Below are 21,534 nucleotides of genomic sequence, written 5' to 3'. Positions count from 1 at the left end.
CTTAGACACCGATCGGGTCGTGGCAGGAAACGAGCTTGCTGCCGTCGAGGAAGGTCGCCTCAACCTGGAGCAGGGCCAGCCGTTCCCGCACGCCATCCATGCAGTCTTGTTCAGAGACGATTGTCTTGCCCAGTTCCATGACTTCGGCGACCGAGCGGCCATCGCGGGCCCCCTCGAGAATCGCCTCGGTGATCAAAGCCGTGGCTTCGCTTACGTTGAGCTTTGTTCCCCGATCCCGCCGCCGTCGTGCGAGCTCCGCCACTTGGTAGACCATGAGTTTGTCGATTTCGCGTGGAGTGAGGTTCATTTCATATCCGCCGTTCGCCGTTGTTTCAGGGGGTGTTTCCGCTCCCCCAAGGCTGCCGCTTGGGCCCGCTGCTGGGACTCCCCAAGCCAGCCGCCCTGGCCCACTCTTGCGACCATACGCTTCACCCACAGGCCTATCCAGACTCGGGTTGGGAATCCGTTCTCAACCGCCACGGACTGTGTGATGACGGCCCGAATCGTAGATTGTGCCGCTTCTGGGCAGCTGGGAAATCCCCAGCGCTCTCAGCGGGTTGATCCGGAATCGGTCCGTGACGGTTGTACGTCCTGCAGGAGGACCGCAGTGGTTTGCATGATCCGCTCCAGTGCATGCAATACCCTGTGCAGGTCCCGGCTCTGCGGGAAGACAGCATCGTGGGCCAGCCTCAGATCGCCATGCACCACGCCCGCCAAACGTCCTTCGAGGGCAGCCAGCAGGGCGTCAAAATTGTCCTCGGTCATTCTCTGCAGTTCCGACCATTGTTCCGGGGAAAGTGTGTTCTCTCGTGCCGAGAGCTTCTCGCCGGCCGCGATGAAGTGGTTCGTGTAGAAAAGGAGCGCCCATAACGCCGTCAGCTGCCCCTCAACGCCGCGAACATCGAGCGCCCCCCACGAGCGGCGCAGCGGTGCTGCGGTTGTCTGCACCTTCCGCAGTTGTTCCGTCATCACCAGTTCCTGGCGGGAGAATTCAGCAGCGTCATAAGCTCCTGCTTCGTTCCCCTTCAAACGCAGGAGGCACATGGTCACCACTCCCTTTGCCGTGCGCACGAACCGCGAAGTGTCTGCCGCTAATTTGCTCCGTGTATGTGTCGGCCAGATCAGCGCTGCAACCGCCAGCGCAATGACCGCCCCAATCACGGTTTCCAGGATGCGCAACTCAATGGTCTCGGTGTCGAGCTTGCCGAGCAGCTCGTAAAGCTGGGCGAACATCATGGTCTGCCAAAAGGTTGCCAGTGGTGCCGAAACCGGGCGGAAATACGTCGAGGCAAAAACGCATAGTCCCAGAACGGGCAGCAGCACGGCCGGATGGGAACCCACAGCAATAGCCAGGCCAAAGCCGACGGCCGCCCCCGCCACGGTGCCGACGATGCGCTGCATCGCCTTCACGAAAGTTTCGCCGTCGGTTCCCCCCAGTACCTGGAATGCCGGCAGCGCTGCCCAGTACTGGTAGCTCACTGAGACGAGCGATCCAACCCACAGCGCGAGCCCCGTCGAGAGTGCTGCCTGCACCGCACGCCGCAGCCGGTTTCGTCTCTCCGGCGTTGCTGTGGTCTGGTGGCTCCCGGAGTTTTCTCCGGTGCTGTCCCGGACTCCTGCGCCGGTAGGAGCTGATTCAGCCGAAGCGGAGCCCGGGCCGGCGTTCCCGCCCGTTGCTGGACCAAGATCACCGGCCCGCGTGTTCTGCAATGCCTCGGCGGCAGCACTCATCTCATTGATCGCCAGCTGCAGACGACGCGCTGGTGCAGGCCAGTTGGCTGGTGCTTCGGTGAGTTCAAGGGGTGAAGGCGCCGGTGGTACCTCCCTGTTCATGGTCCTGTCGGCCCATAATGGCAGCGCAGGATAGTGCCCCACGCGCCGCCGCACCTGATCGAGCTCACCTGCCAAATGTCCACGCAGTTGGAGCCGGACCCCCGTCCCCGTTGCTTCCCGCGCTGCGGCCGCAAGATTAACCGCCGCGAGTTCGGCACCGAACACCCGCATCCGCAGGGCATCAGTCTGCTCCATGGTCAAACCCAGCTCCGGATCGTTCCCAGCGAGTTGACCGGTCAGGAAGGCCGCGTTGTGATGAATCTGTTTAAGTTCTGCCTGCGTGCGCCTGCGCAGGTCAGGGTCCCAGCGTGCTGCCGAGACGGCGTCGATGAGCGGATTGAAGAGGCGGGCTACTCGTTGTTCAAAGGCATTAACACCGTCCAGCACAAGCCGTGAATGCGCGTGACGATCCGGGATCGCCTGAATGAGCACCGCGATAAGCACACCCGCAAGACCCGCCGCCAAGTAGAGCCATGCTTCGCCCGGGCGCAGCCGAAGCAACAACGCAAAATAAAAAGTGAAGAATGCGAGTTGTCCCATACCCCGGAGAACAGGGCCGAATTGGGCAAGCCCCATGCCCACGAAGGCGAGCACGACCAGTGCAATCGCCGAGGCGAGGGGCCCGCGGGGAATGACGGCGTTCAGTCCGATCGCTGCGGACACAGGGACGATCCCCACGAGTCCGGCCAATAGGGCCGGACCTTTCTTGCCGGGGCTTCGCCCGGAACCCAAACCCGCGAACATGGAGATCATTCCGCCGAATACCGCCGCTGGCATGAGCGGAAGCCCGAAGGCGTTGAAGCCTAGCCCGAGCACGCACACCGTCGCGGTTGCTGCCCCCAGCGCCCTCAAGGCTCCGAGGAGCCGAATGTTGCCAGGATCAATGAGTGTCATTCGACGGCTGAGATGCGCTAACCAGGATCCATGGTGCTTCCGAGGCGGCGAGGCAGGCACGGCTGCCTCCGTGTCGCCGGCTGTACCGCCCGTGAGCACTGGCTGATAGTCGAGATCCCGGCTGACGGCTGCTGTGAATTGCTGCGCCCGGTACGCAAATGGCAGCCAGGCCATATAACGCTGGTAGGCCTCCTCAATATTGACGAGCGCTTCGCCGTGGACAAGAGCGGACATCTCACGGTTCACTTTCGCGAATTCGCGCACCCACCGGTCCAGCCCGTCATCGTCGGCCGTGTGCCACCGGGGGGCCTTCCTGACGGGCTGGACGGCATGCCGCTGGGCGTCCAAAGCGATCATCCGGCGAAATTCTTTCAGCTCCACCGTTTCCGGCACCGCACTGCTGGTCCAGTTGAGCAACGGATGCATGTAGTCCTCAAATTGCTCAAACTGCTGGGTCAGGGGCAGCAGCGCTGGCGCTTGAGTCACGGCGTTACTCCCTGGCAACCCCCAGCGCAGCCCGCCGATCACCCCACCCATCATGCGGATCGAGTACGGAAGGGAGAAGGTGTCGCGGCCGCTCTGGAAATAGTAGGCGGCGTGGTGCAGGCGGATGCCGTTGCTGTACGAGCTGAAGCTTTCCGAGATTGACTGGAGATGAGAATCGAGGCCACGTGCTTTCCCGTGTGGAAAGTACGGTTCCAGGCTCGCGATGGGTTCGCCAACCCCACCGCCCGCGCTGAAGAACTGCTCCGACAGCGCACGGAGATTGCTGATCACTCCGTAAGTGCCGAGGAGAAACGTGAGGATCAGTGACACGAGCACAACGCCCGTGATCGTTTCCACGATCGACAGTAAACGCAACACATCGGTGTTCGGCGTGAGCTGGGACGTTCCCTGCATCAGACCCAGGTTGATCAGCCCAAATCCCACGATCACCCCGCTCAGCCACGCCAGGATGCTGACCATGATCTGAAGGCCGGTCACTTGCCGCAACACTGCTGGGCGCCGGCGCCGAGGTATCCGGCGCGTTATTTGCCTCGTGAGACTCCACTGCCACTTGGCCAGTCGGCCGGCCAGAAAACCCGCTTCGTCGTAGTCAAGCGCGGTAAGGAACACGTCGAGGAGAGTCAGACCCAAAACGACGACACCTAGAGAGACCCACACGGCGTCCACGGGGCCAGCCTAAAGGTCTGCGGAAGTGGAAAGCGAGGTCCGGAAACGACAACGCCCGACGAAGCACACGTTCGGTCAGGTGTATCGGCGGGCTGACGGAACTCACGGTATTAGCGGTGTTCGACGCCGGAATGCAGGGTCTCCTGCCCGGGCCGGACGTCCGGCTGCCCGCGGCGTGGCCAGAATGACATCGCCCGCTCGGCCAGCGCGGTGATCGTGAGCGAGGGGTTCACGCCCGGGTTCGCGGGCACCGCCGCCCCGTCGACGATGTGCAGGCCCGGATGGCCCCACACCCGGTGGAACTGGTCGATGACGCCGTGCTCGGGCGAGTCCGAGACGACTGCCCCGCCCAGGAAGTGTGCGGTCATCGGGATGCCGAACACCTCGGGCCATGAGCCGCGCGCCGCCGCGGGCACACCGCCGTCGCGCTCAAGCCGGGCGGCGATGGCCTGGACCGCCCGGTGCGCACCCGGGAGGTGGCTCGGGTTCGGCTCACCGTGTCCCTGCGCGCTCGTGAGCACGCGGCGGCCGAAGCTCCGCTTCAGCGAGAGCGTGAGCGAGTTGTCGGCTGTCTGCATCACGAGCGCGATGATGCCCCGCTCGCTCCAGCGGCGGAGCGAGCCGAGCCGCAGGGCCGTGACGGGTGCCCGGAGGAACCCGCCGATGAGGGCGGCGAGCCGCGCACGGAGTGGGGCATCACCCGGCACGAGTCCGGTCGCGAGCCCGCCCATGAGGTTCGAGCCCGGACCGTAACGCACATTCTCGACATGCGTCGTCTCGTCGACATGGAACGAAGTGGTGATCGCGGCCCCGCGCGCGAGCTCGAGCCCAGCAGGCAGCGAGACGGCGACCGCGCCGTCGAGCGCTTCAGAGTTCGTCCGGGTGAGCCGGCCCAGCGAGTCGGAGAGTCCGGGCAGAGCGCCGGAGGCCTTCATGCGATGCAGCAGCTGTTGCGTTCCCCAGGTTCCCGCGGCAAAAACCACCTGCTCTGCCGTGACCGAGCGCCGGTCCCGGCGCAGCCACGCACCGGAGCGTTCCGTGGTGACCCGGTATCCGCCGCCGTCGAGCGCCCGCACCTCGGTTACGGTGCGGAGCGGTTCGATCACCGTGCCGAGCCGCTCGGCAAGCGCAAGGTAGTTCTTCACCAGCGTGTTCTTCGCCCCGACGCGGCAGCCGACCATGCAGTTGCCGCACAGTGTGCACCCCGTGCGTCCGGGACCCTCGCCGCCGAAGAACGGGTCAGGCACCGTCTCGCCCGGCTTGCCGAACCAGATGCCGACCGGGGCGCGCCGGAAGGTGTGGCCAACGCCGAGATCTTCCGCGGCACCCGCCATGATGCGCTCCACCGGCCCCTCGTGGGGATACTCCTCGACGACGCCGAGCATCCGTTTTGCGGTCGCGTAGTGTGGCGCGAGCTCGGCCCGCCAGTCGGCGATGTGCGCCCACTGCCGGTCGGCGAAGAACACCCCGCCCGGCTCGTAGAGCGTGTTCGCGTAGTTCAGCGAGCCGCCGCCGACACCGGCACCGGCGAGCACCATAACGTGCGGCAGCTTGTGAATGCGCTGCACCCCGAAGCACCCGAGCGCAGGAGCCCACAGGTAGCGGCGCACATTCCATGAGGTTTTCGCGAAGTCTTCATCGGCGAATCGGCGGCCGGCCTCGTAGACGTGCACTCCGTAGCCCTTGGCGCGGAGCCGAAGAGCAGCGACCGAGCCGCCGAATCCCGAGCCGATGATCACGACGTCATGGTCAAACCGGGCCCCGCCCATGGCCTTGCTCATACCTGCCTCCGCGGGGCGACGGCGGCGTCCGGCGCGGCGTCCGGCACGGCGCCGGGCACGGTGCCGGGCACCAGCACCGTGAGAGCGCCCGGGAGCAGCGAGAAGCGCACCGCACCGCCGCCGAGCCGCTCGCCGTCGGCGTACACCACGAGCCCTGGCGCGTCGACTTCGATCGTGCCGGCCGCCGTCGACGTCACCTCGCTGCGTTCGATGTGACGGCCGCGCAGCAGCAGCGGGAAAAGGCGGATGAGTTTGAGGCGGCCAAGCGGCGCGATGTGTGTGATTTCGAGCAGTCCGTCGCACGGGTTGGCGGCGGGGCAGACGGGCATGCCGCCGCCGTAGCTCGCCGTGTTGCCGACTGCTATGAGGGTGCCCGGCAGGTGCTGCCGGGGTGCACCGTCGACGCCGATTGAAAACGGCACCGGGCGCAGCCGGACGAGCTCCACGAAAAGGGCAAGGTAGTAGCGCGCCGTCCCGCGCGGCCAGCGCAGGCGGTTGGTGCGCTCGCTCACCCGGGCATCAAAGCCGAGCGCTGCGACCGTGAGGAACCGCCGCACCCCGCCAGCCGTCTCAGCCAGTCCGATGTCGATGCGGCGCGGCACTCCGCTGAGCGCGAGTTCGGCAGCAGCTGCGACGGCGGCAGCAGAGGACTCGTACGGGAGCCCGAGCGCGCGGGCGAGATCGTTGCCGGTACCTGCCGGCACGAGTGCAATGGGAATGCCTGCGCCGACGACCACGTCCAGCACCGACGACAGGGTGCCGTCGCCGCCGACCACAACGAGGGCGCGGGGCCGGCCGGCGGCCGCCTGGGAGGCCAGGGCGCGGGTGTCGTCGACGGAGGTGCCCGTGAACTCCCGCACCTCGGCGCCGAGCTCACGGAGCCGGGCGACCGCGGTATCGGCCGCTGTGGTGCCGCGGCCACGGCCCGACACCGGATTCACGAGCAAGGCGATGTGCCCGGGCACCTCAGCGGCTCCGGGTTTCGGCGGCACCTGCCGCCAGCAGCGCACCCGGATTGAGGATCCCGGCGGGGTCGAGCTCGGCCTTCACCGCGCTGAGCACGCGCAGGCCGAGTCCGCCGATCTCGCGCTCTAGCCAGGGGGCATGGTCGCGGCCGACGGCGTGATGATGGCTGATCGTGCCGCCGCCGGCCATGATTGCGTCGTTCACGCGCGGCTTCACCTCGTCCCAGACCTCAAGGGCGTCGCCCTTCACTCCCGCGAGGACCGTGAAGTAGAGCGCAGCGCCCGTGGGATAGACGTGCGAGACGTGGGAAAGCACCAGCGATTTCGCCCGGTGCGCGGAGAAGCCGAGGGTGATCGCCTCGGTAACCTCGCGCTTCAGCCGCTCGAGGTTGGACCAGGTCGTGGCGGTCTCCAGGGTTTCGCAGAAAACCCCGTGATCGAGCAGCGAATCGCGCAGGTACGGCGCGTTGAACCGGCCGTGCACCCACTCTTCGGCTGGCCGCTCTCCTGCGTGCGTCCCACCCGCGGCCGTGAGGACGGCGGCCGTGCGCGCCCGCCGGTCGGCCGTGATGGCGGCCTCGCCCTCGAAGACCGTGATGACGCTGCATCCCTTCGTGAGCGCCTTGCCGATGCGCCCCACCTGCGCGAGGCTCACCCCCGTCTCGGCCTCATCGGAGAGGCGGATGACGGTCGGCCCGGTGCCGAGCTGCGCGACCTGCCGCAGTGCGTCCGCGCCCGCGGTGAAGTCGCGGAAGGTCCACGCGTCGTGCAGCCGCACCTCCGGCACCGGGTGCACACGCAGCCGTACCTCGGTGATGACGCCGAAGGCACCTTCGGAACCCAGGAAAAGCTGCACGAGGTCGGGGCCGGCAGCCGAACCCGGCGCGCGCCCAAGATCGAGTTCGCCGCTCGGGGTCACAACACGCAGCCCCGTGACCATTGCGTCGAAACGGCCGTACCCCGAGGAGTTCTGGCCGGAGGAGCGGGTGGCCGAGAAACCGCCGATCGTCGCGTAGCGGAAACTCTGCGGGTAGTGCCCAAGTTCGAAGCCGTGCGCGGCAAGCAGCGCCTCAGCCTCCGGCGCGGTCGTGCCCGCGCGGAGGGTCGCCTCGCCGCTCAGCACGTCGAGTGAGACGAGCCCGGAGAGCCGGTGCAGTTTGAGGCTGACGACGGCGCGGCGGTGACTGCCGCCGCGGCCGGTCCCGCCCTCGGGGTCCAGCCCGCCGACAACGGACGTTCCCCCGCCGAACGGCACTACGGCGATCCCGCGCTCACCCGCGAGCCGCAGCACCGCGGCGATCTCGGCGTCGTCGGCCGGGTCGACGACCGCATCCGGCGCGTGCTGCCGCACCTCGCGGCGCCGCAGCAGGTCCAGCGTTGACTTACCGCCCGCATGCCGGATGCGTGCCTCGCGGTCGGTGCGCACATGTTCTTCGCCGACGATGGCTGCCAACGCAAGCCTGTCGGCCTCGGAAAGAGCGGAGTCCGCGAGTTCGACCTCATCGATGGAGACGGCGGGTGCGGGGCGCGGGATACGGCCAAGCTTGACGGGCAGCAGAGCCCGCACCGCGCCGGGCAGGTCTTTGGCCTTGGCGGGGTCACCCCAGCCGTTCCAGCGCATCGGTCCGGGGGCGGCACTGGGATTTACACTGTGGGCTGCGTCATCGTCGAGCATGCGTTACAGTGTGACAGATTATGGAACATCGTCAAGACGCAGCAGGTGCTATCTCAGGTACCCAGGCCCGCCCCTGGTCTGCCAGGCAGGCCGTTGAGTGGCCCGTATGGGACGCGACCGAGCAGCGGATGCTCGATGCCGCCGCCGAGCTCATCGCGGCACGGGGAGTGCACGGCGTCACCATCGCGGAGGTCGCCCGCAATGCTGCGGTGAGCCGCCCAACCGTCTACCGCCGCTGGGCGAGCGCCGACGACATCGTTCGCGCTGCCCTGCTGCGCGCCGCCGTCGGCATCATTGACGGTTTCGGCGCGCCCGCAACGACCCGGGCCGAGATCGTGCGCGATGTGCTGCGCTTCTCGGAGCTCTTCCGCGAGGATGCGCTCTACGGCCGCCTGCTCGAACGCGAACCCGAGGTGTTTATGCGCTACACGCTGCAGCGCATCGGCACGAGCCAGCGCGTTATCCTGCACTGGCTCACCGCCGCGATCACGGCCGCCCAGCGCGGCGGCACCGTCCGGGAAGGCAACCCCGGGGACATCTCGGTCATGCTCCTGCTCATTGCACAGTCCGCGATCCTGTCGCACAACACCGTCTCCACCCTCATCGACGAGTCACATTGGAGCACTGAACTATGGCACGCACTCGACGGGCATCTGCGCCCCTAAGCCAGGCCGCACCCGGCTCCGCCGCCCTTAACGCGGGCCGCCGGGCGCGCGAGCTCGACGCGCTCAGCGCAGGCGGTTCCCCCGTCGACGTGCTCGTGATCGGCGGCGGCGTCACGGGTGCCGGGGTCGCGCTCGATGCGGCCGCGCGTGGGCTCTCGGTTGTGCTCGTCGAAGCGCACGACCTCGCGTTCGGCACCAGCCGCTGGAGTTCGAAGCTCGTGCACGGGGGCCTTCGCTACCTCGCCTCGGGCAACCTGGGCGTCGCCCGCGAGAGTGCCATCGAGCGGCACCTCCTGATGACCCGCACAGCACCCCATCTGGTCCGCACACTCCCCCAGCTCGTGCCCCTCGTGCCCGCGGTGACGACGCGGCAGCGGGTCCTCGGCGGCCTCGGGTTCGGCCTCGGCGACGGCCTGCGGCTGACCGCCGGCACCCCCGGCTCGGTGCTGCCCCACCCGCGTCGCATCGGCCGCGGCGAGACCCTGCGGCTCGCTCCCGCCACCCGGCGCGAGGGCCTGCGCGGCGGGCTGCTCTCCTACGACGGGCAACTCGTCGACGACGCCCGGCTCGTCATCGCTATAGCCCGCACCGCGGCGGCGCTCGGCGCGGCTGTCCTCACGCGGATGCGGGCCACCTCGGTAACGGCTGACGGCGCCCTGCTCGAGGATGCGCTCGGCGGCGGATCGCTGCGGGTGCGCGCCAGGACCGTCGTGAATGCGGCCGGCGTCTGGGCGGGCGAGATTGACCCGGGCATCCGGCTGCGCCCGAGCCGCGGGACACACCTCGTGCTCGACGCGGCGGCTATGGGAAATCCCCTCGCCGCACTCACAGTGCCGCACCCGGGTTCCATCAGCCGCTATGTCTTCGCCCTGCCCCAGCAGCTCGGACGGGTGGTCGTGGGCCTCACCGATGAAGATGCACCGGGGCCGGTGCCGGAGGTGCCGGCACCGACCGACGGCGAGATCGACTTCCTGCTCGCGACGCTCTCCACCGCACTCGAACGCGAGCTGGCGCGCGTCGACGTGCTCGGCGCCTTCGCAGGCCTGCGTCCCCTCATCGACTCAGGCGGGGGCGCGACGGCTGACTTGTCGCGGCGCCACCATGTGGGCGTCTCTCCCGGCGGCATTGTCAACGTGCTCGGCGGCAAGCTCACCACCTACCGGGCGATGGCCGAGGACGCCGTGGGTCTGGCTATGCGGCACGGCGGACTCAACGGCGGCGAGTGCCGCACACGCGCGTTGCCGCTCGTCGGCGCGCCGGGGTCACCCGTTGCGGTGACGCGGTCAGATCCATCTGGTGCCACGGATGCGGCTCTGCCACCCTCGCTCGTGGCACGGTTCGGCGCCGAGGCGCCCGCCGTGCTCGCCCTGGCGCGCATCGCCAACCCGGCCGCGCTCATTGCACCCGGCATCGATGTCACCCGCGCTGAGATCGAATTCGCGGTGCTCGCCGAAGGCGCACTGGACGCCAACGATGTGCTTGACCGGCGCACCCGCATCGGCCTCGTCGCCGCCGATCGTGCGGGTGCCCGCGAGGCGGTGGAGTCGCTCGTCGACGAGGCGCTCACGCAGGTCAGTTGAGTATCCGAGGCACGAAGCTCCCGGAGAAAAGGCCGGCGGCCGCGATGCGCGGTTCGACCAGCGCCAGCCGGATACCAATGGCGGTCACGCCGCCCGAAAGCCCCACCGGGCCGCGAATCCCGGGGAGTGCCAGAAGAGCGTCCATGTCGGCCCGCCATTCCGGCATCGGGAAGTTCGATGGTGGCCGAGGCGAAGGCGGGCGCCCATAGGATGCCCGGGATCCCGCCGAGGGTGAATTCGCGTTAGTCGACGTCGCCGTTCTGTTCTGCTGAAGTGAAGTGCATGGTGGCGCCTTTTCGGGAGTGCTCTCTGAATGGCGCGCCCGGGCGGCTACCGCCCTGCCCTGACCCCGCTGAGGAGCACCAACGTCGATCCGTTCACGGGTACCACCTCCTTTAACTCCAGCACGGCCGTTCCCGATTCTAGCGGCGGCAACCGGGTGGCAGGCATGCGTTTTCCTCATCCAGCGAATATTGTCGCGGCCTTCCGGCTGAGGTGAGCCGTCGTCGTCGTTAACGCCCCCCCCCCCCGGGACTGGATGGGAGACGTCGCGTACGGGACAGTCGTGCAGTATGAAAGTCCTATTTGTCCACGGTGCCGGGGGCTGGCTGGATGACCAGGCCTTGGCCGCTGAGCTGCGGTCCACCTTGGACAACGTTGAGATGCCGCGCTTCCCGGACGGGGACATGTCTGCGGCGGCCTGGCGGGAAGTGCTGGACCGGCAGTTGGAATCCCTCGGACCGGAGCTGGTAATCGTTGGACACTCCTTCGGGGCGTCGATTCTGCTGCTCCGGCTCGCGGACGGCTGGCCCGGCGAGTTGCCCCGGGGCCATGGTCCTCCTGGCGACGCCGTTCTGGGGGCCTGAGGGCTGACAGGCGAGTACGCGTTACCTCCCGGCTTCGAGGCACCAGCTGGTCTGCCGATGTTCCTGCACCATTGCCGTGACGACGGCACGGTCCCCATTGATCACGTGGACCGGCTCGAGTCGCTGCTGCCGCCATCGTGCGCCGGCACCCTTCCGGGGGCCATCAGTTCCAGGGCCGGATGGGGGCAGTCACGGAAGACACGGCGTCGATCGGCTGGTAGTCCGCGGTGCCTCCTGACAGGAGGTTCCAGCTTAGAGCCGGCCCTGCCGGGTGCCCCCGCGCCAGCCGAGAAATGCCCCCACCGATACAGCGCAGCCAACGGCAACCATTCTGCGGGCTTTTGTGTCGCGAAGCTCCCGACCTTCCAACTGCGACTGCAGGCGTTCGATAGCTTCGCCCTGGGAACTGCAGCTGCAACCAACAGAGACAGGTACCCGTTCGGCTACCTGTTCGGCTTCGACGTTGCTGCCTGGCGAGTCCTCCAGATCATTGATTTCACCAGATATCCGCACGCTCGCCTCGGCCAGAGATTTACGTGCCAATGCGTTGACTGCACCATTAAGCGACCAATTCGGAATCCGAGACTTTTCCCGTCTGGAATAAATAAAAGTACTTACCGGCACGGACACCATAATTAACGCGAGAGCAATGATAATTTCCCACGGCATGGATATTTCGCCAAGCAACGCAACTGCCACGGTCATGACCAAGGAGAGGACAGCGCAAAGCGGAAATATCCATGAACCCCATCTGACGACAGTATAGAATTCTGTGAGGAAATTGTACCGAGCATAAGCGTATGCGCCCACCAGCACAGTGGTTGGAATTAAATTGAAAAGAAGAACGCCAGGCACCTGAGCCGGCTCGTTGAACGCCGGAAAAGCTGCTGCCACGGTGATGAAGAGGACATTGCCCACCATGACCAGCAGTGGCCGTCCACGCGCGCCCCTGCCCAATCCCGTTGACCTGGCCGCAACCTTGCTCAAGTCCCCATGAAGCCGGCTCGCAGATACTTTGCCTACCACAACAAAACGACCCAGGTTCGTGGCCAGAAAGAACATCAGGCAGAATGTTGGAACAACAACAATGATCATCCCAAAGCGTTCCGGTCGGTTGAAGGACCCGAGAGCAATGAAGACAATCATGGTTGCCGCGGCCGCTGTCATCATTTCAGCGGCGAATCCCAACTCATTCCTGGACTTATCAGCGAGTTGCTGGTCACTGTAAAATTGTCTCCCCAAAGATGCAGCATAGAATCCCAACAAGACCGTGATATAAACAGTCAGCACCCATCCGAGCTGATCGAAGAGAACATCTCCAGCACTGATAGTCGACTCATTTTCCCACAAGGGAACGGCCTCACCTGTGAAGGAAAAGGTCAACACCAACATCACAACCACGAACAGAACGCACAGAGCAGACGTCTCAATACTTGTCTCCCGGTACGATCTCATGTTTTGGCCTACCTTATTCATGTGCAGCTAACCGCATTTATCCTTCGTAACCAGTTCAGGCAACCCGTAGCGGGGCAGATCCCTCACCGAAGTAATAATCGGCGGTTCCCACCCAAAAGTTAGGCAACTTCGCCCGGGACATAGACCCGTGTGTCCAGGACCGCCCGCCCTCGCTGCAGGTGGGTTCAGCGCCCGTTCTGGAGTGCGTGGAGCGCACGCATTTCGTCCCGCAGCTGAGCGACCGGGCCGGCTGTTTCAGCTCCGGGGACGACGGCGGTGATCGGCAGGTTGGCGACCGGCACTGCCGGTACTCCCCACTCCGTCAGCCATTCCGAGAGCTGTGCGCCGCTGGCCGCGTAGACTATGCGTCCAAGCCCCACCCAGCCGTGGGCCGCCGCGCACATCGGGCAGTGCTCCCCGGAGGTGTAGACCGTGCTGGCTGCGCGCTCGGCGGGGGTTTGGTGCTCGGCAGCCCACCGGGCGATCTCGAACTCGGGGTGACGGGTGGCGTCGCCGTCCTTGACGCGGTTCCGGTCTTCGAAGAGCACTTTGCCGTCGGAATCAACGAGCAGCGAGCCGAACGGCTCGTCGCCGTCCTCCCAGGCAGCGCGGGCAAGTTCGGCGCAGCGGCGCAGGTGGTTCAGTTCGGTGGGGGTGGGCTCGTAGAACGTTGTCATGGCCTCAGGCTAGCAAGGCATTCATCCACGCAGGCGACGCGTGTCAGCCGTGCCGGCATCCCGCCGGCTCGTGCTCGGCAATGTGCTCGGTCTCGATTTGGAAGGTCGAATGGTGGATCGAGACCTCGAAGTGTCCGGCGACGCAGGCCTTGACCTGTTCAAGCGTCTCGGCAGCGTGGCCGTCGGTGAAGCACTCGTCGTCGACGACGACGTGGGCGGTCAGGATAGGCAGGCCCGTCGCGACGGTGGAGGCATGCAGGTCATGCACGTCCTTGACGTGGTCGAGTTCGAGGATGTGCGTGCGCACCTCGTCCAGGTCGAGGCCCTTGGGGGTGAACTCCATCAGCACCCTGGTCGTCTCCCGCATGAGTTTGAAGGCGCGTGGCACAATCAGGGCCGCGATGAGCAGTCCGGCAATGGCGTCGGCCTGCATAAAGCCGGTCGTGGCGATGACAATTGCCGCGACAACCACTCCAAGGGAGCCGAGTGCATCGTTGAGGACTTCGAGAAAGGCCGCCCGCATGTTGAAGTTCGAGTCCCGGCCGGAGGCAAGGACTGCGATCGCGATGATGTTCGCTGCGAGGCCAACGAGGCCGAAGATGAGCAGCTCGCCGGCGGGCACCTCTGCGGGTTCGAACAGCCGCCGGATGCCCTCGATGACCGCATAGGTTCCAACCACAAGAAGCAGGGTCGACTGGCCAAGAGCGGCGATCACCTCGATCCGCCGGAACCCCCAGGTCCGCGTGGAGTTTGCGGGTTTGAGCATCAGGGTGGCGGCGATCAGTGCGACCAGGAGCCCGGTCGAATCTGCGACGGCGTGGGCGGTATCGGTCAGCAGGGCCAGACTGCCGGTCATGACCGAGCCCACCGCCTGGGCAAGAACGATGACAGCCGTCAGGGAGAAGGCGATCCACAGCTTCCTGCGGAAGTCCCCGGGATGTCCGGATCCGCCGGCAGCGGCACCGTGATGATGTCCTGCACCCATGGCTATATCTCCTCCGCAAATGACGCGGTGTGAGTATGCGGGAGCCGCAGGTGCGTGCACAGCGTGGCCTGTGTGCCGGTCGCGTCGAGGAGGTTTTCGGCGGCAGCGATGAGGGTGCGCAGCAGCTCCGGCTGTGTCAGCGAGTACCAGGTCGAACGCCCTTCGGGACGCATGGCCGCGAGGCCGCATTCAACCAGGAAGCCGACGTGCTTACTCACCGTCGACTGGGCGAGGCCTATGTGGTCTACCAGGTCCCGGACCCGGTGCTCGCCCGAAGCGAGATGCTGGACGATCGCGAGGCGTGTCGGCTCCGCGAAGGCCTGGAACAGATGTGCATACGCGGCCGTTGCCGCATCGTCGAGGGGCGCCAACCCCTGCTTTATGATCGCCATAGGGCGATCATATCGCATTATGGCGATGACTCCAGCTCCAACCCACAGCGCCGCCCAGCGGATCCTGTGGCAGACCCCCCGGAAACGACAAAAGCCCGACAGAACTTACGTTCCATCAGGCTTATCGTCGGGTTGACAGGATTTGAACCTGCGACCCCTTGACCCCCAGTCAAGTGCGCTACCAAGCTGCGCCACAACCCGTTACTTCATTGACCCGCTAGCCGGAGCATTCCCGGCCGAACCAACTCAAATACTCTACAACAGACTTGCCGAATTCCCCGCATCGGGGCGGCCCCGGAGTTCATATTGGCTCCGGGGCAGCTCCCTATGCTAAAGACTGCTAGCGCCTGCTGTTCTTGCCGCGCTTCTCGCGCACCCGCATGTTGACCTCAATAGGCGTGCCTTCGAAGCCGAAGGTCTCCCGCAGGCGGCGCGTGATGAAGCGGCGGTAGCCGGGATCCAGGAACCCGGTGGTGAAGAGCACGAACTTCGGCGGACGCGAGGAGGCCTGCGTGCCAAACAGGATGCGGGGCTGCTTGCCGCCGCGCACGGGGTGCGGGTGGGCTGCCACGAGTTCGCCCAGGAAGGCGTTGAGCTTGCCGGTGGGAATGCGCTTGTCCCAGTTCTCCAGGGCAAGGTCCAGGGCGGGGACGAGCTTATCCTTGTGCCAGCCGGTCTTGGCGGAGATGTTTACGCTCGGCGCCCACTCAACGTGTGCCAGGTCGCGCTCAATCTCGATCTGGAGGTAGCGGCGGCGTTCGTCGTCGAGCAGGTCCCACTTATTGAACGCCAGCACCAGTGCGCGGCCGGAATCGATGGCGAGCTGCAGGATGCGCACATCCTGTTCGGAGAGGACTTCGTCCACGGCGAGGAGGACGACGGCGACCTCCGCCTTTTCCAGCGCGGCCTGCGTGCGCAGGGAGGCGTAGAAGTCGGCACCCTGGGCCATGTGCTGGCGGCGGCGGATGCCGGCGGTGTCAACGAAGCGCCAGGTGCGCCCGCCCAGTTCAATCATTTCGTCGACCGGGTCGCGGGTGGTGCCGGCCGTGTCATCCACAACCACACGCTCAGAACCTGCGAGCTTGTTCAGCAGGGAGGACTTGCCGACGTTCGGGCGGCCGATGAGGGCAATGCGGCGCGGGCCGCCGCTGCGGTCCAGCCCGCCGTACGCGGAGTACTCCGGCAGGACGTCCAGGACGGCGTCGAGCATGTCGGCCGTGCCGCGGCCGTGCAGCGCGGAGACGGGGTACGGCTCGCCGAAGCCCAGGCCCCAGAGGGTGGAGGCGTCGGCTTCGTTCTGGATGTCGTCCACCTTATTGGCAACGACGACGACTGGCTTGCCCTTGCTGCGCAGCATCTTCACGACGGCTTCGTCGGTGGCGGTGATACCCACAGTGGCGTCAACAACCAGCATCACGGCGTCGGCGACGTCGACGGCGATCTCGGCCTGGTCGGCGACGCGGGCGTGGATGCCGCGGGCGTCGTGCTCCCAGCCGCCTGTGTCTACGAGCGTGAAGTTCACGCCGTTCCAGGTGGCAGGGTAGGACACGCGGTCGCGGGTGACACCCGGGGTGTCTTCCACTACCGCCTCGCGGCGGCCCAGGATGCGGTTAACCAGGGTGGACTTGCCGACGTTCGGGCGTCCAACAATGGCGACCACGGGATCCAGCAGGACCGGAGCGTCATCGTCGATCTCGTCGAAGCCGCCGGCCAGCAGCGCAGCGTCTTCCTCATCGAGTTCGTAGTCGGAGAGCCCGGCGCGCAGGGTTTCCGCGCGCAGTTCGGCTTCGTCGTCGTCGAGGGCGGCAAGCCGCTCGTCGATCTGGTCCTCGCCTGCGGGCACGTACTCCTCGCCGGAGTCGCCGTCAAAGGTAGGGTTGGCGTTCATAAACTATTGCTTTCTTTCCGTTGAGGCCTCAGCACATACGCGCCCGGCCGTCTCCGGACGTTCAGCCCGGGTAAGTATTTTGGGGTTAATGCACGAAGATTCCCGTGCAGCCACCAGTCCATTGAAACACGGCAAGGAGCGCCGGACCCCATTGGGGCCCGGCGCTTCACCGCTGCAAATGTCAGTGTGTGCTGCTGTAGACAACGTCCAGGACTGCCTGGACAGTTTCTTCAAAGTCCAGGTCGGAGGAATCGATGGTCACCACGCCGTCGGCCGCCTTCTGGAAGTTCACCACTGTGGAGTCCTTTACATCGCGGGTCAGGACCTGTTCGCGCAGCTGCGCGGCGGTCTGTGATCCGCCCAGCTGGACGCCGCGGCGGCGCAGGCGTGCCTCTTCCGAAGCAGTGAGCAAGATCCGCACCTCAGCCGTGGGCGCCACCACCGTGGTGATGTCCCGTCCCTCGGCGACGATGCGCAGTCCGGAGTCCTTGATCAGCTGCTGCTGCCGGCGGACCAGGTCCGCGCGGGCACCGAGGGTGGTGGCCACGGCGCTGACGTTGGAGGACACCTCGGGTTCGCGGATCGCCTGGGTGACGTCCTCTCCCCCAACCCGCACCCATTCCTGGTCAGGGTGGGTGCTCAGCTGGATGTCCGCCGCACGGGTGGCGGCCTCGACGGCGACGGCGTCGGTCAGGTCGATCCCGGCACGCATGCAGGCGATGGTGACGGCACGGTACATCGCACCGGTGTCGAGGTAGGCGGCGCGCAAACGGCGGGCCGCTTCCCGGCTGATGCTGGACTTGCCGGATCCGGACGGACCGTCGATGGCGACCACCAGTGGCTTGCCCAGCCGGAACTGGGCCGGATTACGTTCTTCGCTCACTCCACTACCTTCCACCCGCGCGAGGTCAGTTCACTGACCAGCCCGTGCACCTTGCTCGGCAGAACCGAGATTTCCGCCCGGCCAACCTGGCGTCCGGAGGCGTGCTCCAGCCGGAGGTCTTCCAGGTTGACGCCGATTTCACCGATTTCGGTCAGCAGCTGCGCGATCTGGCCCGGGGTGTCATCAACCAGGACCGTGAAGCTGGTAAAGGACTGCGGCGGTGTTCCGTGCTTGCCCGGAATCCGGGCCTGTCCGGTGTTGCCTTCCGCGATCAGCTGGGCCATGTCCAGCCGGGCGCCGTCCGCCTCCGGGTTTTTCAGCGTGTTGATCAGCCGGTTCAGGTCCTCGCGTACCCCCTGCAGGATGGAGACCAGCCGAGGCGCGTTGCCGCTGAGGATCTGCACCCACAGCTTCGGATCACTGGCCGCGATCCGGGTCACGTCGCGCAGCCCGTTGCCGGCCAGCGCCAGCGACGACGGAGGAGTTTCCTGCAGCCGGCTGGCCACCAGCGAGGACATCACCTGCGGCAGGTGCGAAATCAGCGCAACGGACTGGTCATGGTCCTCGGCGTCCATGCGCGACACAACGGCACCAAGGTCGATGGCCAGGGCCTCCGCGGTCTTCACCGCCTCGGCTGAGCTGTGCTCCCCGGCGCAGATCACCCACGGATTGGACATAAAAAGGTCACCCAGGGCGGCCACCGGACCGGACTTTTCGCGTCCGGCCATCGGGTGCGTTCCCACATAACGGGACAGGTCGGCTCCGGTGCCTTCGAGGCCGGCCAGGACGGCGGCCTTCACGCTGGCGATGTCGACGACGACGGCGGACGGCCAGTCCTTCAGCGCCTGCGCCACGAGGGGCGCGGTCACATCCGGCGGAGCTGCGACAACAACGAGCTGGGGCGCGAAGCCCGCCTCGACGCCGGACAGCAGCCGCCCGGCACCGATGTCCTTCGCCACCGCCTCTGTGGAGGGAGAGATGTCCGAGAGCACGACGTCGATCCCCCGGGCCCGCAGGCCCAGGCCGATGCTGGCGCCGAGCAGGCCGGTGCCGATCACCAGGACCGGCCCGGACAGGTGTGTACCCCCGTTAACCAGTACCGTCACCGGCTACAGCCCTACGGAAGCCAGCAGGTGGCCCACTTCATGGCGGCCGAGGACGCGGATGCTGCCCTGGCGCTGGTCGTTGAGGCGGATCGGACCCATCTGGGTGCGCACCAGGCGCTCGACCGGGTGTCCAACGGCCTCGAACAGGCGGCGGACAATCCGGTTCCGGCCGGAGTGCAGCACAACTTCCACCAGGATGTGGCCCGGAGTGGAATCGACCAGGCGGAAGGAGTCCACCTTGGCGAAACCGTCTTCGAGTTCCAGGCCTTCGCGCATCTGGGCGCCGACGCCGTGGGCCATGGGACCGCGGACCTGCACCAGGTACGTCTTCGGAACCTCGTAGGAGGGGTGGGTCAGGCGGTTGGCCAGCTCGCCGTCGTTGGTCAGCAGCAGCAGGCCCTCGGTGTTGTTGTCCAGGCGGCCGACATGGAAGAGGCGCTCATGCTTGTTGGTGCTCTTGAGGTAGTCGCTGATGCAGGGACGGCCTTCCGGGTCCTCCATGGTGGAGATGACGCCGCGGGGCTTGTTGAAGACGTAGTACTTCTGCGTCTCGTCCAGCTGCAGGCTCATACCGTCCACATGGATGGAAACCGTCTTGGGGTCAACGCGCACACCGAGTTCGGTAACGACTTCGCCGTCGACCTCCACCCGGCCTTCCTGGATCATTTCCTCGCACACGCGGCGGGAGGCTACGCCTGCACTGGCCATGACCTTCTGCAGCCGGATGCCTTCGGGATCGTGATGTTCGGACACCACGGGCTTGCCCGGGCGGCGGGTGTGCGGACGCTTGGTAACCGGGCCCAGGTTCTGTCCGAAGCGTTCGTTGCGGAAGGCACGGTCGCCGCCGCCCTTCTTGGGACCGCCGGACTTGAAGCCACCGGACTTAGGCGCACCGGACTTGTAACCGCCGGTTTTGGGGGCGCCGGACCGGTAGCCGTCAGCTGCGGGCGCCTCGTCGCGGGCCGGCCTGGGTGCGCCCGGCTTGAAACCGCCGGACTTAGGCGCACCGGACTTGAAACCGCCCGACCGGGGTGCACCGGACTTGAAACCGTCGGACTTGTAGCCCTCGGAGGGGGCGCCGCGGTCCGACGCGGACTTCGGTCCGCCGGTGCGGCCGGTGGAGGGCTTGGAGCCCTTGCCGAAGCCCCGGCTGCCGCCTGAGGCCCCTCCGCCGCGCGGATTGCTGCGGCCTGCTCCGGAACGGGGTGCCTGTGTCATTAAGAATCCTTCGGGTGTAGCGGTTAGTAAGTAGTCTCTTCAAATTCTGCAAGGTTTTCCAGCCCGGGCAGGTGGGGTGCGATCTGCGGCAGCTCCTCCAAGCTGCCCAGCCCCAGTTTCTCCAGGAAGTACGGTGTCGTGACGTAGAGCAGCGAACCGGTCTCCGGTTCGGTACCCGCTTCCTCGACGAGCCCGCGCTGGATAAGCGTTCGGACCACGGAGTCCACGTTGACTCCCCGGATAGCTGATACCTGTCCCCGGGACACCGGTTGGCGGTAGGCGATCACGGCCAGGGTTTCCAGTGCTGCCTGCGAGAGGCGGGCACTTTGCCCTTCCAGCACAAACTGCCCGACGATGTCCGCAAAGCCGGGACGCGAGTAAATGCGCCAGCCGCCGGCCACTTCGCGGAGCTCGAAGCCCCGCGGTTGGGAATCGCGCAGCCCGGTGGATCCACCCCCAGTATAGCCGTCATAGTCTTCGCGCAGATCGGCGAGGACCTGGGCCACCTCGGCTGCGGGAACCTCCAGGGCTGCGGCCAGCTGGGCGGCGGTCACGGGTTCGTTGATCACCATCAGCACGGCTTCCGCCGCTGCCCGGAGTCCGCCGGGCCGGGAATGGATGCTGTTCGGCTCAGGCGTCGGCGGGTGCTGCATGCATCTCCTCGTCGTATTCTTCCGTCAGCGCTTCCGCGGACCATTCTCCATCCGCACCGGGTGCCCCGGTCCAGATAATCCGCAGTTCGCCCAGCGGCTCCGGCTGGTCAAAGGCCAGGACTCCGTCCCGGAACATTTCCAGCAGGGCCAGGAACCGGGCCACGGTTTCCAGCGGTGTTGCCCCGCCGGTGAGTTCGGTGAAGGTCAGCGGGCTGCGCTCCGCCAGGCGGCCGCTGATGATCTGTGCCTGTTCCCGGACGCTGACGCGCGGAGCGTGCAGGTGCGCCAGCCCCACTTCGGTGGGTATTCCGGGTTTGGGTTCCAGCGCCTTGACCGCCAGCCGCGCAAATTCTTCGGGCGGTGTCCGCCAGACCAGCTCCGGCAGCATCGCTGCCAAGTGCGGTTCCAGGGCGGTATCGCGCGGGAACCGCAGCCCTTCCTCGGCCAGCCGGGTGCCCATCAGCGAAGCCACTTCCTTGAACGCGCGGTACTGCAGCAGCCGGGCGAAGAGCAGGTCCCGTGCTTCCAGCAGGGCAACGTCTTCGTCGTCTTCCACATCCCCGGCAGGCAGCAGCCGGGCTGCCTTGAGGTCCAGGAGCGTGGCCGCAATAACCAGGAACTCGCTGGCTTCATCGAGGGCCCAACCTTGGCCGGAAGCGGTCAGGGCACGGATATAGGCAATGAACTCGTCCGTGACCGTGGCCAGGGCGATTTCGGTGATGTCCAGCTCGTGCTTGGAGATCAGGCCCAGCAGCACGTCGAAGGGTCCGCGGAAGTTTTCCAGCCGGACTTCAAATCCGCCGGGCTGGTGTCCGTCTGCGTCTGCTGCCTGCTCCTGGGTCTCC

At 66.4% G+C, this 21,534-nt stretch carries 19 protein-coding genes and 1 tRNA gene; 3 read left to right on the top strand and 17 right to left on the bottom strand.

Features of this window, described 5'->3' with window-relative positions; all coding sequences use genetic code 11:
- Position 1: 1 nt before the first annotated feature.
- The 5 genes from ArtHe_RS04130 to ArtHe_RS04110 all read right to left on the bottom strand — a co-directional run bounded on the left by ArtHe_RS04130 (position 2) and on the right by ArtHe_RS04110 (position 8,321).
- Positions 2 to 307 carry an urease subunit gamma gene (locus tag ArtHe_RS04130; RefSeq protein ID WP_248318888.1) on the bottom strand — a complete coding sequence of 102 codons (306 nt, stop codon included), beginning with the start codon at positions 305 to 307 and terminating at the stop codon, positions 2 to 4.
- 242 nt (positions 308 to 549) lie between these two features.
- Complete coding sequence (locus ArtHe_RS04125) at positions 550 to 3,711, bottom strand: FUSC family protein (RefSeq protein ID WP_248318887.1); 3,162 nt, start codon at positions 3,709 to 3,711, stop codon at positions 550 to 552.
- A 299-nt stretch (positions 3,712 to 4,010) separates the two neighbouring features.
- Entirely contained in the window at positions 4,011 to 5,681 is a 1,671-nt protein-coding gene (locus ArtHe_RS04120; RefSeq protein ID WP_248318886.1) for a GMC family oxidoreductase, read from the bottom strand.
- Positions 5,678 to 6,673, bottom strand: coding sequence for a diacylglycerol kinase family protein (locus tag ArtHe_RS04115; protein WP_248318885.1), 996 nt, complete (start codon positions 6,671 to 6,673; stop codon positions 5,678 to 5,680). Before ArtHe_RS04115 ends, ArtHe_RS04120 begins: the two co-directional genes overlap by 4 nt.
- Complete coding sequence (locus ArtHe_RS04110; RefSeq protein ID WP_248318884.1) at positions 6,648 to 8,321, bottom strand: FAD-binding oxidoreductase; 1,674 nt, start codon at positions 8,319 to 8,321, stop codon at positions 6,648 to 6,650. The genes ArtHe_RS04115 and ArtHe_RS04110 overlap by 26 nt, the downstream gene beginning before the upstream one ends.
- Positions 8,322 to 8,341: 20 nt before the next feature.
- Between ArtHe_RS04110 and ArtHe_RS04105 the strand changes: the two genes are divergently transcribed.
- Together ArtHe_RS04105 and ArtHe_RS04100 are read left to right on the top strand one after the other, a co-directional pair.
- Positions 8,342 to 8,986 carry a TetR/AcrR family transcriptional regulator gene (locus tag ArtHe_RS04105; RefSeq protein WP_248318883.1) on the top strand — a complete coding sequence of 215 codons (645 nt, stop codon included), beginning with the start codon at positions 8,342 to 8,344 and terminating at the stop codon, positions 8,984 to 8,986.
- Positions 8,953 to 10,566 carry a glycerol-3-phosphate dehydrogenase/oxidase gene (locus tag ArtHe_RS04100; RefSeq protein ID WP_248318882.1) on the top strand — a complete coding sequence of 538 codons (1,614 nt, stop codon included), beginning with the start codon at positions 8,953 to 8,955 and terminating at the stop codon, positions 10,564 to 10,566. Before ArtHe_RS04105 ends, ArtHe_RS04100 begins: the two co-directional genes overlap by 34 nt.
- On the opposite strand, the gene ArtHe_RS04095 is transcribed toward ArtHe_RS04100, so the two are convergent.
- Positions 10,559 to 10,711: a hypothetical protein gene (locus ArtHe_RS04095; protein WP_248318881.1), complete on the bottom strand. Its 153-nt coding sequence runs from the start codon at positions 10,709 to 10,711 to the stop codon at positions 10,559 to 10,561. The two genes, ArtHe_RS04100 and ArtHe_RS04095, sit on opposite strands and share 8 nt — an antisense overlap.
- 427 nt (positions 10,712 to 11,138) lie before the next feature.
- Between ArtHe_RS04095 and ArtHe_RS04090 the strand changes: the two genes are divergently transcribed.
- Positions 11,139 to 11,432 carry an alpha/beta fold hydrolase gene (locus ArtHe_RS04090; protein WP_248318880.1) on the top strand — a complete coding sequence of 98 codons (294 nt, stop codon included), beginning with the start codon at positions 11,139 to 11,141 and terminating at the stop codon, positions 11,430 to 11,432.
- A 252-nt stretch (positions 11,433 to 11,684) separates the two neighbouring features.
- On the opposite strand, the gene ArtHe_RS04085 is transcribed toward ArtHe_RS04090, so the two are convergent.
- The 11 genes from ArtHe_RS04085 to ArtHe_RS04035 all read right to left on the bottom strand — a co-directional run bounded on the left by ArtHe_RS04085 (position 11,685) and on the right by ArtHe_RS04035 (position 21,473).
- On the bottom strand, positions 11,685 to 12,887 hold the full coding sequence (locus ArtHe_RS04085) for a hypothetical protein (protein ID WP_248318879.1): 1,203 nt from the start codon (positions 12,885 to 12,887) through the stop codon (positions 11,685 to 11,687).
- A gap of 185 nt (positions 12,888 to 13,072) precedes the next feature.
- The gene (locus ArtHe_RS04080; protein ID WP_248318878.1) at positions 13,073 to 13,564 is read right to left on the bottom strand and encodes a nucleoside deaminase; all 492 of its coding nucleotides are present in this window, start codon (positions 13,562 to 13,564) and stop codon (positions 13,073 to 13,075) included.
- Positions 13,565 to 13,607: 43 nt separating this feature from the next.
- Positions 13,608 to 14,549, bottom strand: a complete 942-nt coding sequence (locus tag ArtHe_RS04075) for a cation diffusion facilitator family transporter (RefSeq protein WP_248318877.1) — start codon at positions 14,547 to 14,549, stop codon at positions 13,608 to 13,610.
- 2 nt (positions 14,550 to 14,551) lie between these two features.
- A complete protein-coding gene (locus tag ArtHe_RS04070; RefSeq protein ID WP_248318876.1) occupies positions 14,552 to 14,941 on the bottom strand; it encodes a metalloregulator ArsR/SmtB family transcription factor in 390 nt (129 codons plus the stop codon).
- 127 nt (positions 14,942 to 15,068) lie between these two features.
- Positions 15,069 to 15,142, bottom strand: a tRNA-Pro gene (locus ArtHe_RS04065).
- A 139-nt stretch (positions 15,143 to 15,281) separates the two neighbouring features.
- A complete protein-coding gene (gene der / locus ArtHe_RS04060) occupies positions 15,282 to 16,829 on the bottom strand; it encodes a ribosome biogenesis GTPase Der (protein ID WP_248318875.1) in 1,548 nt (515 codons plus the stop codon).
- A 181-nt stretch (positions 16,830 to 17,010) separates the two neighbouring features.
- Complete coding sequence (cmk, locus tag ArtHe_RS04055) at positions 17,011 to 17,712, bottom strand: (d)CMP kinase (RefSeq protein WP_248318874.1); 702 nt, start codon at positions 17,710 to 17,712, stop codon at positions 17,011 to 17,013.
- Positions 17,709 to 18,818 (bottom strand): prephenate dehydrogenase, encoded by a 1,110-nt coding sequence (locus ArtHe_RS04050; RefSeq protein ID WP_248318873.1) that lies wholly within the window; start codon positions 18,816 to 18,818, stop codon positions 17,709 to 17,711. Before ArtHe_RS04050 ends, cmk begins: the two co-directional genes overlap by 4 nt.
- Positions 18,819 to 18,821: 3 nt before the next feature.
- A complete protein-coding gene (locus ArtHe_RS04045) occupies positions 18,822 to 20,036 on the bottom strand; it encodes a pseudouridine synthase (protein ID WP_248318872.1) in 1,215 nt (404 codons plus the stop codon).
- Between the two features lie 23 nt (positions 20,037 to 20,059).
- The gene (gene scpB, locus ArtHe_RS04040; RefSeq protein ID WP_248318871.1) at positions 20,060 to 20,689 is read right to left on the bottom strand and encodes an SMC-Scp complex subunit ScpB; all 630 of its coding nucleotides are present in this window, start codon (positions 20,687 to 20,689) and stop codon (positions 20,060 to 20,062) included.
- Positions 20,667 to 21,473, bottom strand: a complete 807-nt coding sequence (locus tag ArtHe_RS04035; protein ID WP_248319664.1) for a segregation/condensation protein A — start codon at positions 21,471 to 21,473, stop codon at positions 20,667 to 20,669. The genes scpB and ArtHe_RS04035 overlap by 23 nt, the downstream gene beginning before the upstream one ends.
- Positions 21,474 to 21,534: the final 61 nt, after the last annotated feature.

Origin of the sequence: Arthrobacter sp. Helios (genome assembly GCF_023167125.1) — a bacterium.
Lineage (GTDB): Bacteria > Actinomycetota > Actinomycetes > Actinomycetales > Micrococcaceae > Arthrobacter_B > Arthrobacter_B luteolus.
Note: the sequence above shows the minus strand (reverse complement) of the source record. Positions and strands in the feature narration are given on the sequence as shown.

Coding starts and splice junctions, on each gene's coding strand:
- ArtHe_RS04130 (WP_248318888.1), bottom strand. CDS start 307: ATGAACCTCACTCCACGCGAAATCGACAAACTCATGGTCTACCAAGTG.
- ArtHe_RS04120 (WP_248318886.1), bottom strand. CDS start 5,681: ATGAGCAAGGCCATGGGCGGGGCCCGGTTTGACCATGACGTCGTGATC.
- ArtHe_RS04110 (WP_248318884.1), bottom strand. CDS start 8,321: ATGCTCGACGATGACGCAGCCCACAGTGTAAATCCCAGTGCCGCCCCC.
- ArtHe_RS04105 (WP_248318883.1), top strand. CDS start 8,342: ATGGAACATCGTCAAGACGCAGCAGGTGCTATCTCAGGTACCCAGGCC.
- ArtHe_RS04100 (WP_248318882.1), top strand. CDS start 8,953: ATGGCACGCACTCGACGGGCATCTGCGCCCCTAAGCCAGGCCGCACCC.
- ArtHe_RS04095 (WP_248318881.1), bottom strand. CDS start 10,711: ATGGACGCTCTTCTGGCACTCCCCGGGATTCGCGGCCCGGTGGGGCTT.
- ArtHe_RS04090 (WP_248318880.1), top strand. CDS start 11,139: ATGAAAGTCCTATTTGTCCACGGTGCCGGGGGCTGGCTGGATGACCAG.
- ArtHe_RS04085 (WP_248318879.1), bottom strand. CDS start 12,887: ATGAGATCGTACCGGGAGACAAGTATTGAGACGTCTGCTCTGTGCGTT.
- ArtHe_RS04080 (WP_248318878.1), bottom strand. CDS start 13,564: ATGACAACGTTCTACGAGCCCACCCCCACCGAACTGAACCACCTGCGC.
- ArtHe_RS04075 (WP_248318877.1), bottom strand. CDS start 14,549: ATGGGTGCAGGACATCATCACGGTGCCGCTGCCGGCGGATCCGGACAT.
- ArtHe_RS04070 (WP_248318876.1), bottom strand. CDS start 14,941: ATGGCGATCATAAAGCAGGGGTTGGCGCCCCTCGACGATGCGGCAACG.
- der (WP_248318875.1), bottom strand. CDS start 16,829: ATGAACGCCAACCCTACCTTTGACGGCGACTCCGGCGAGGAGTACGTG.
- ArtHe_RS04045 (WP_248318872.1), bottom strand. CDS start 20,036: ATGACACAGGCACCCCGTTCCGGAGCAGGCCGCAGCAATCCGCGCGGC.
- scpB (WP_248318871.1), bottom strand. CDS start 20,689: ATGCAGCACCCGCCGACGCCTGAGCCGAACAGCATCCATTCCCGGCCC.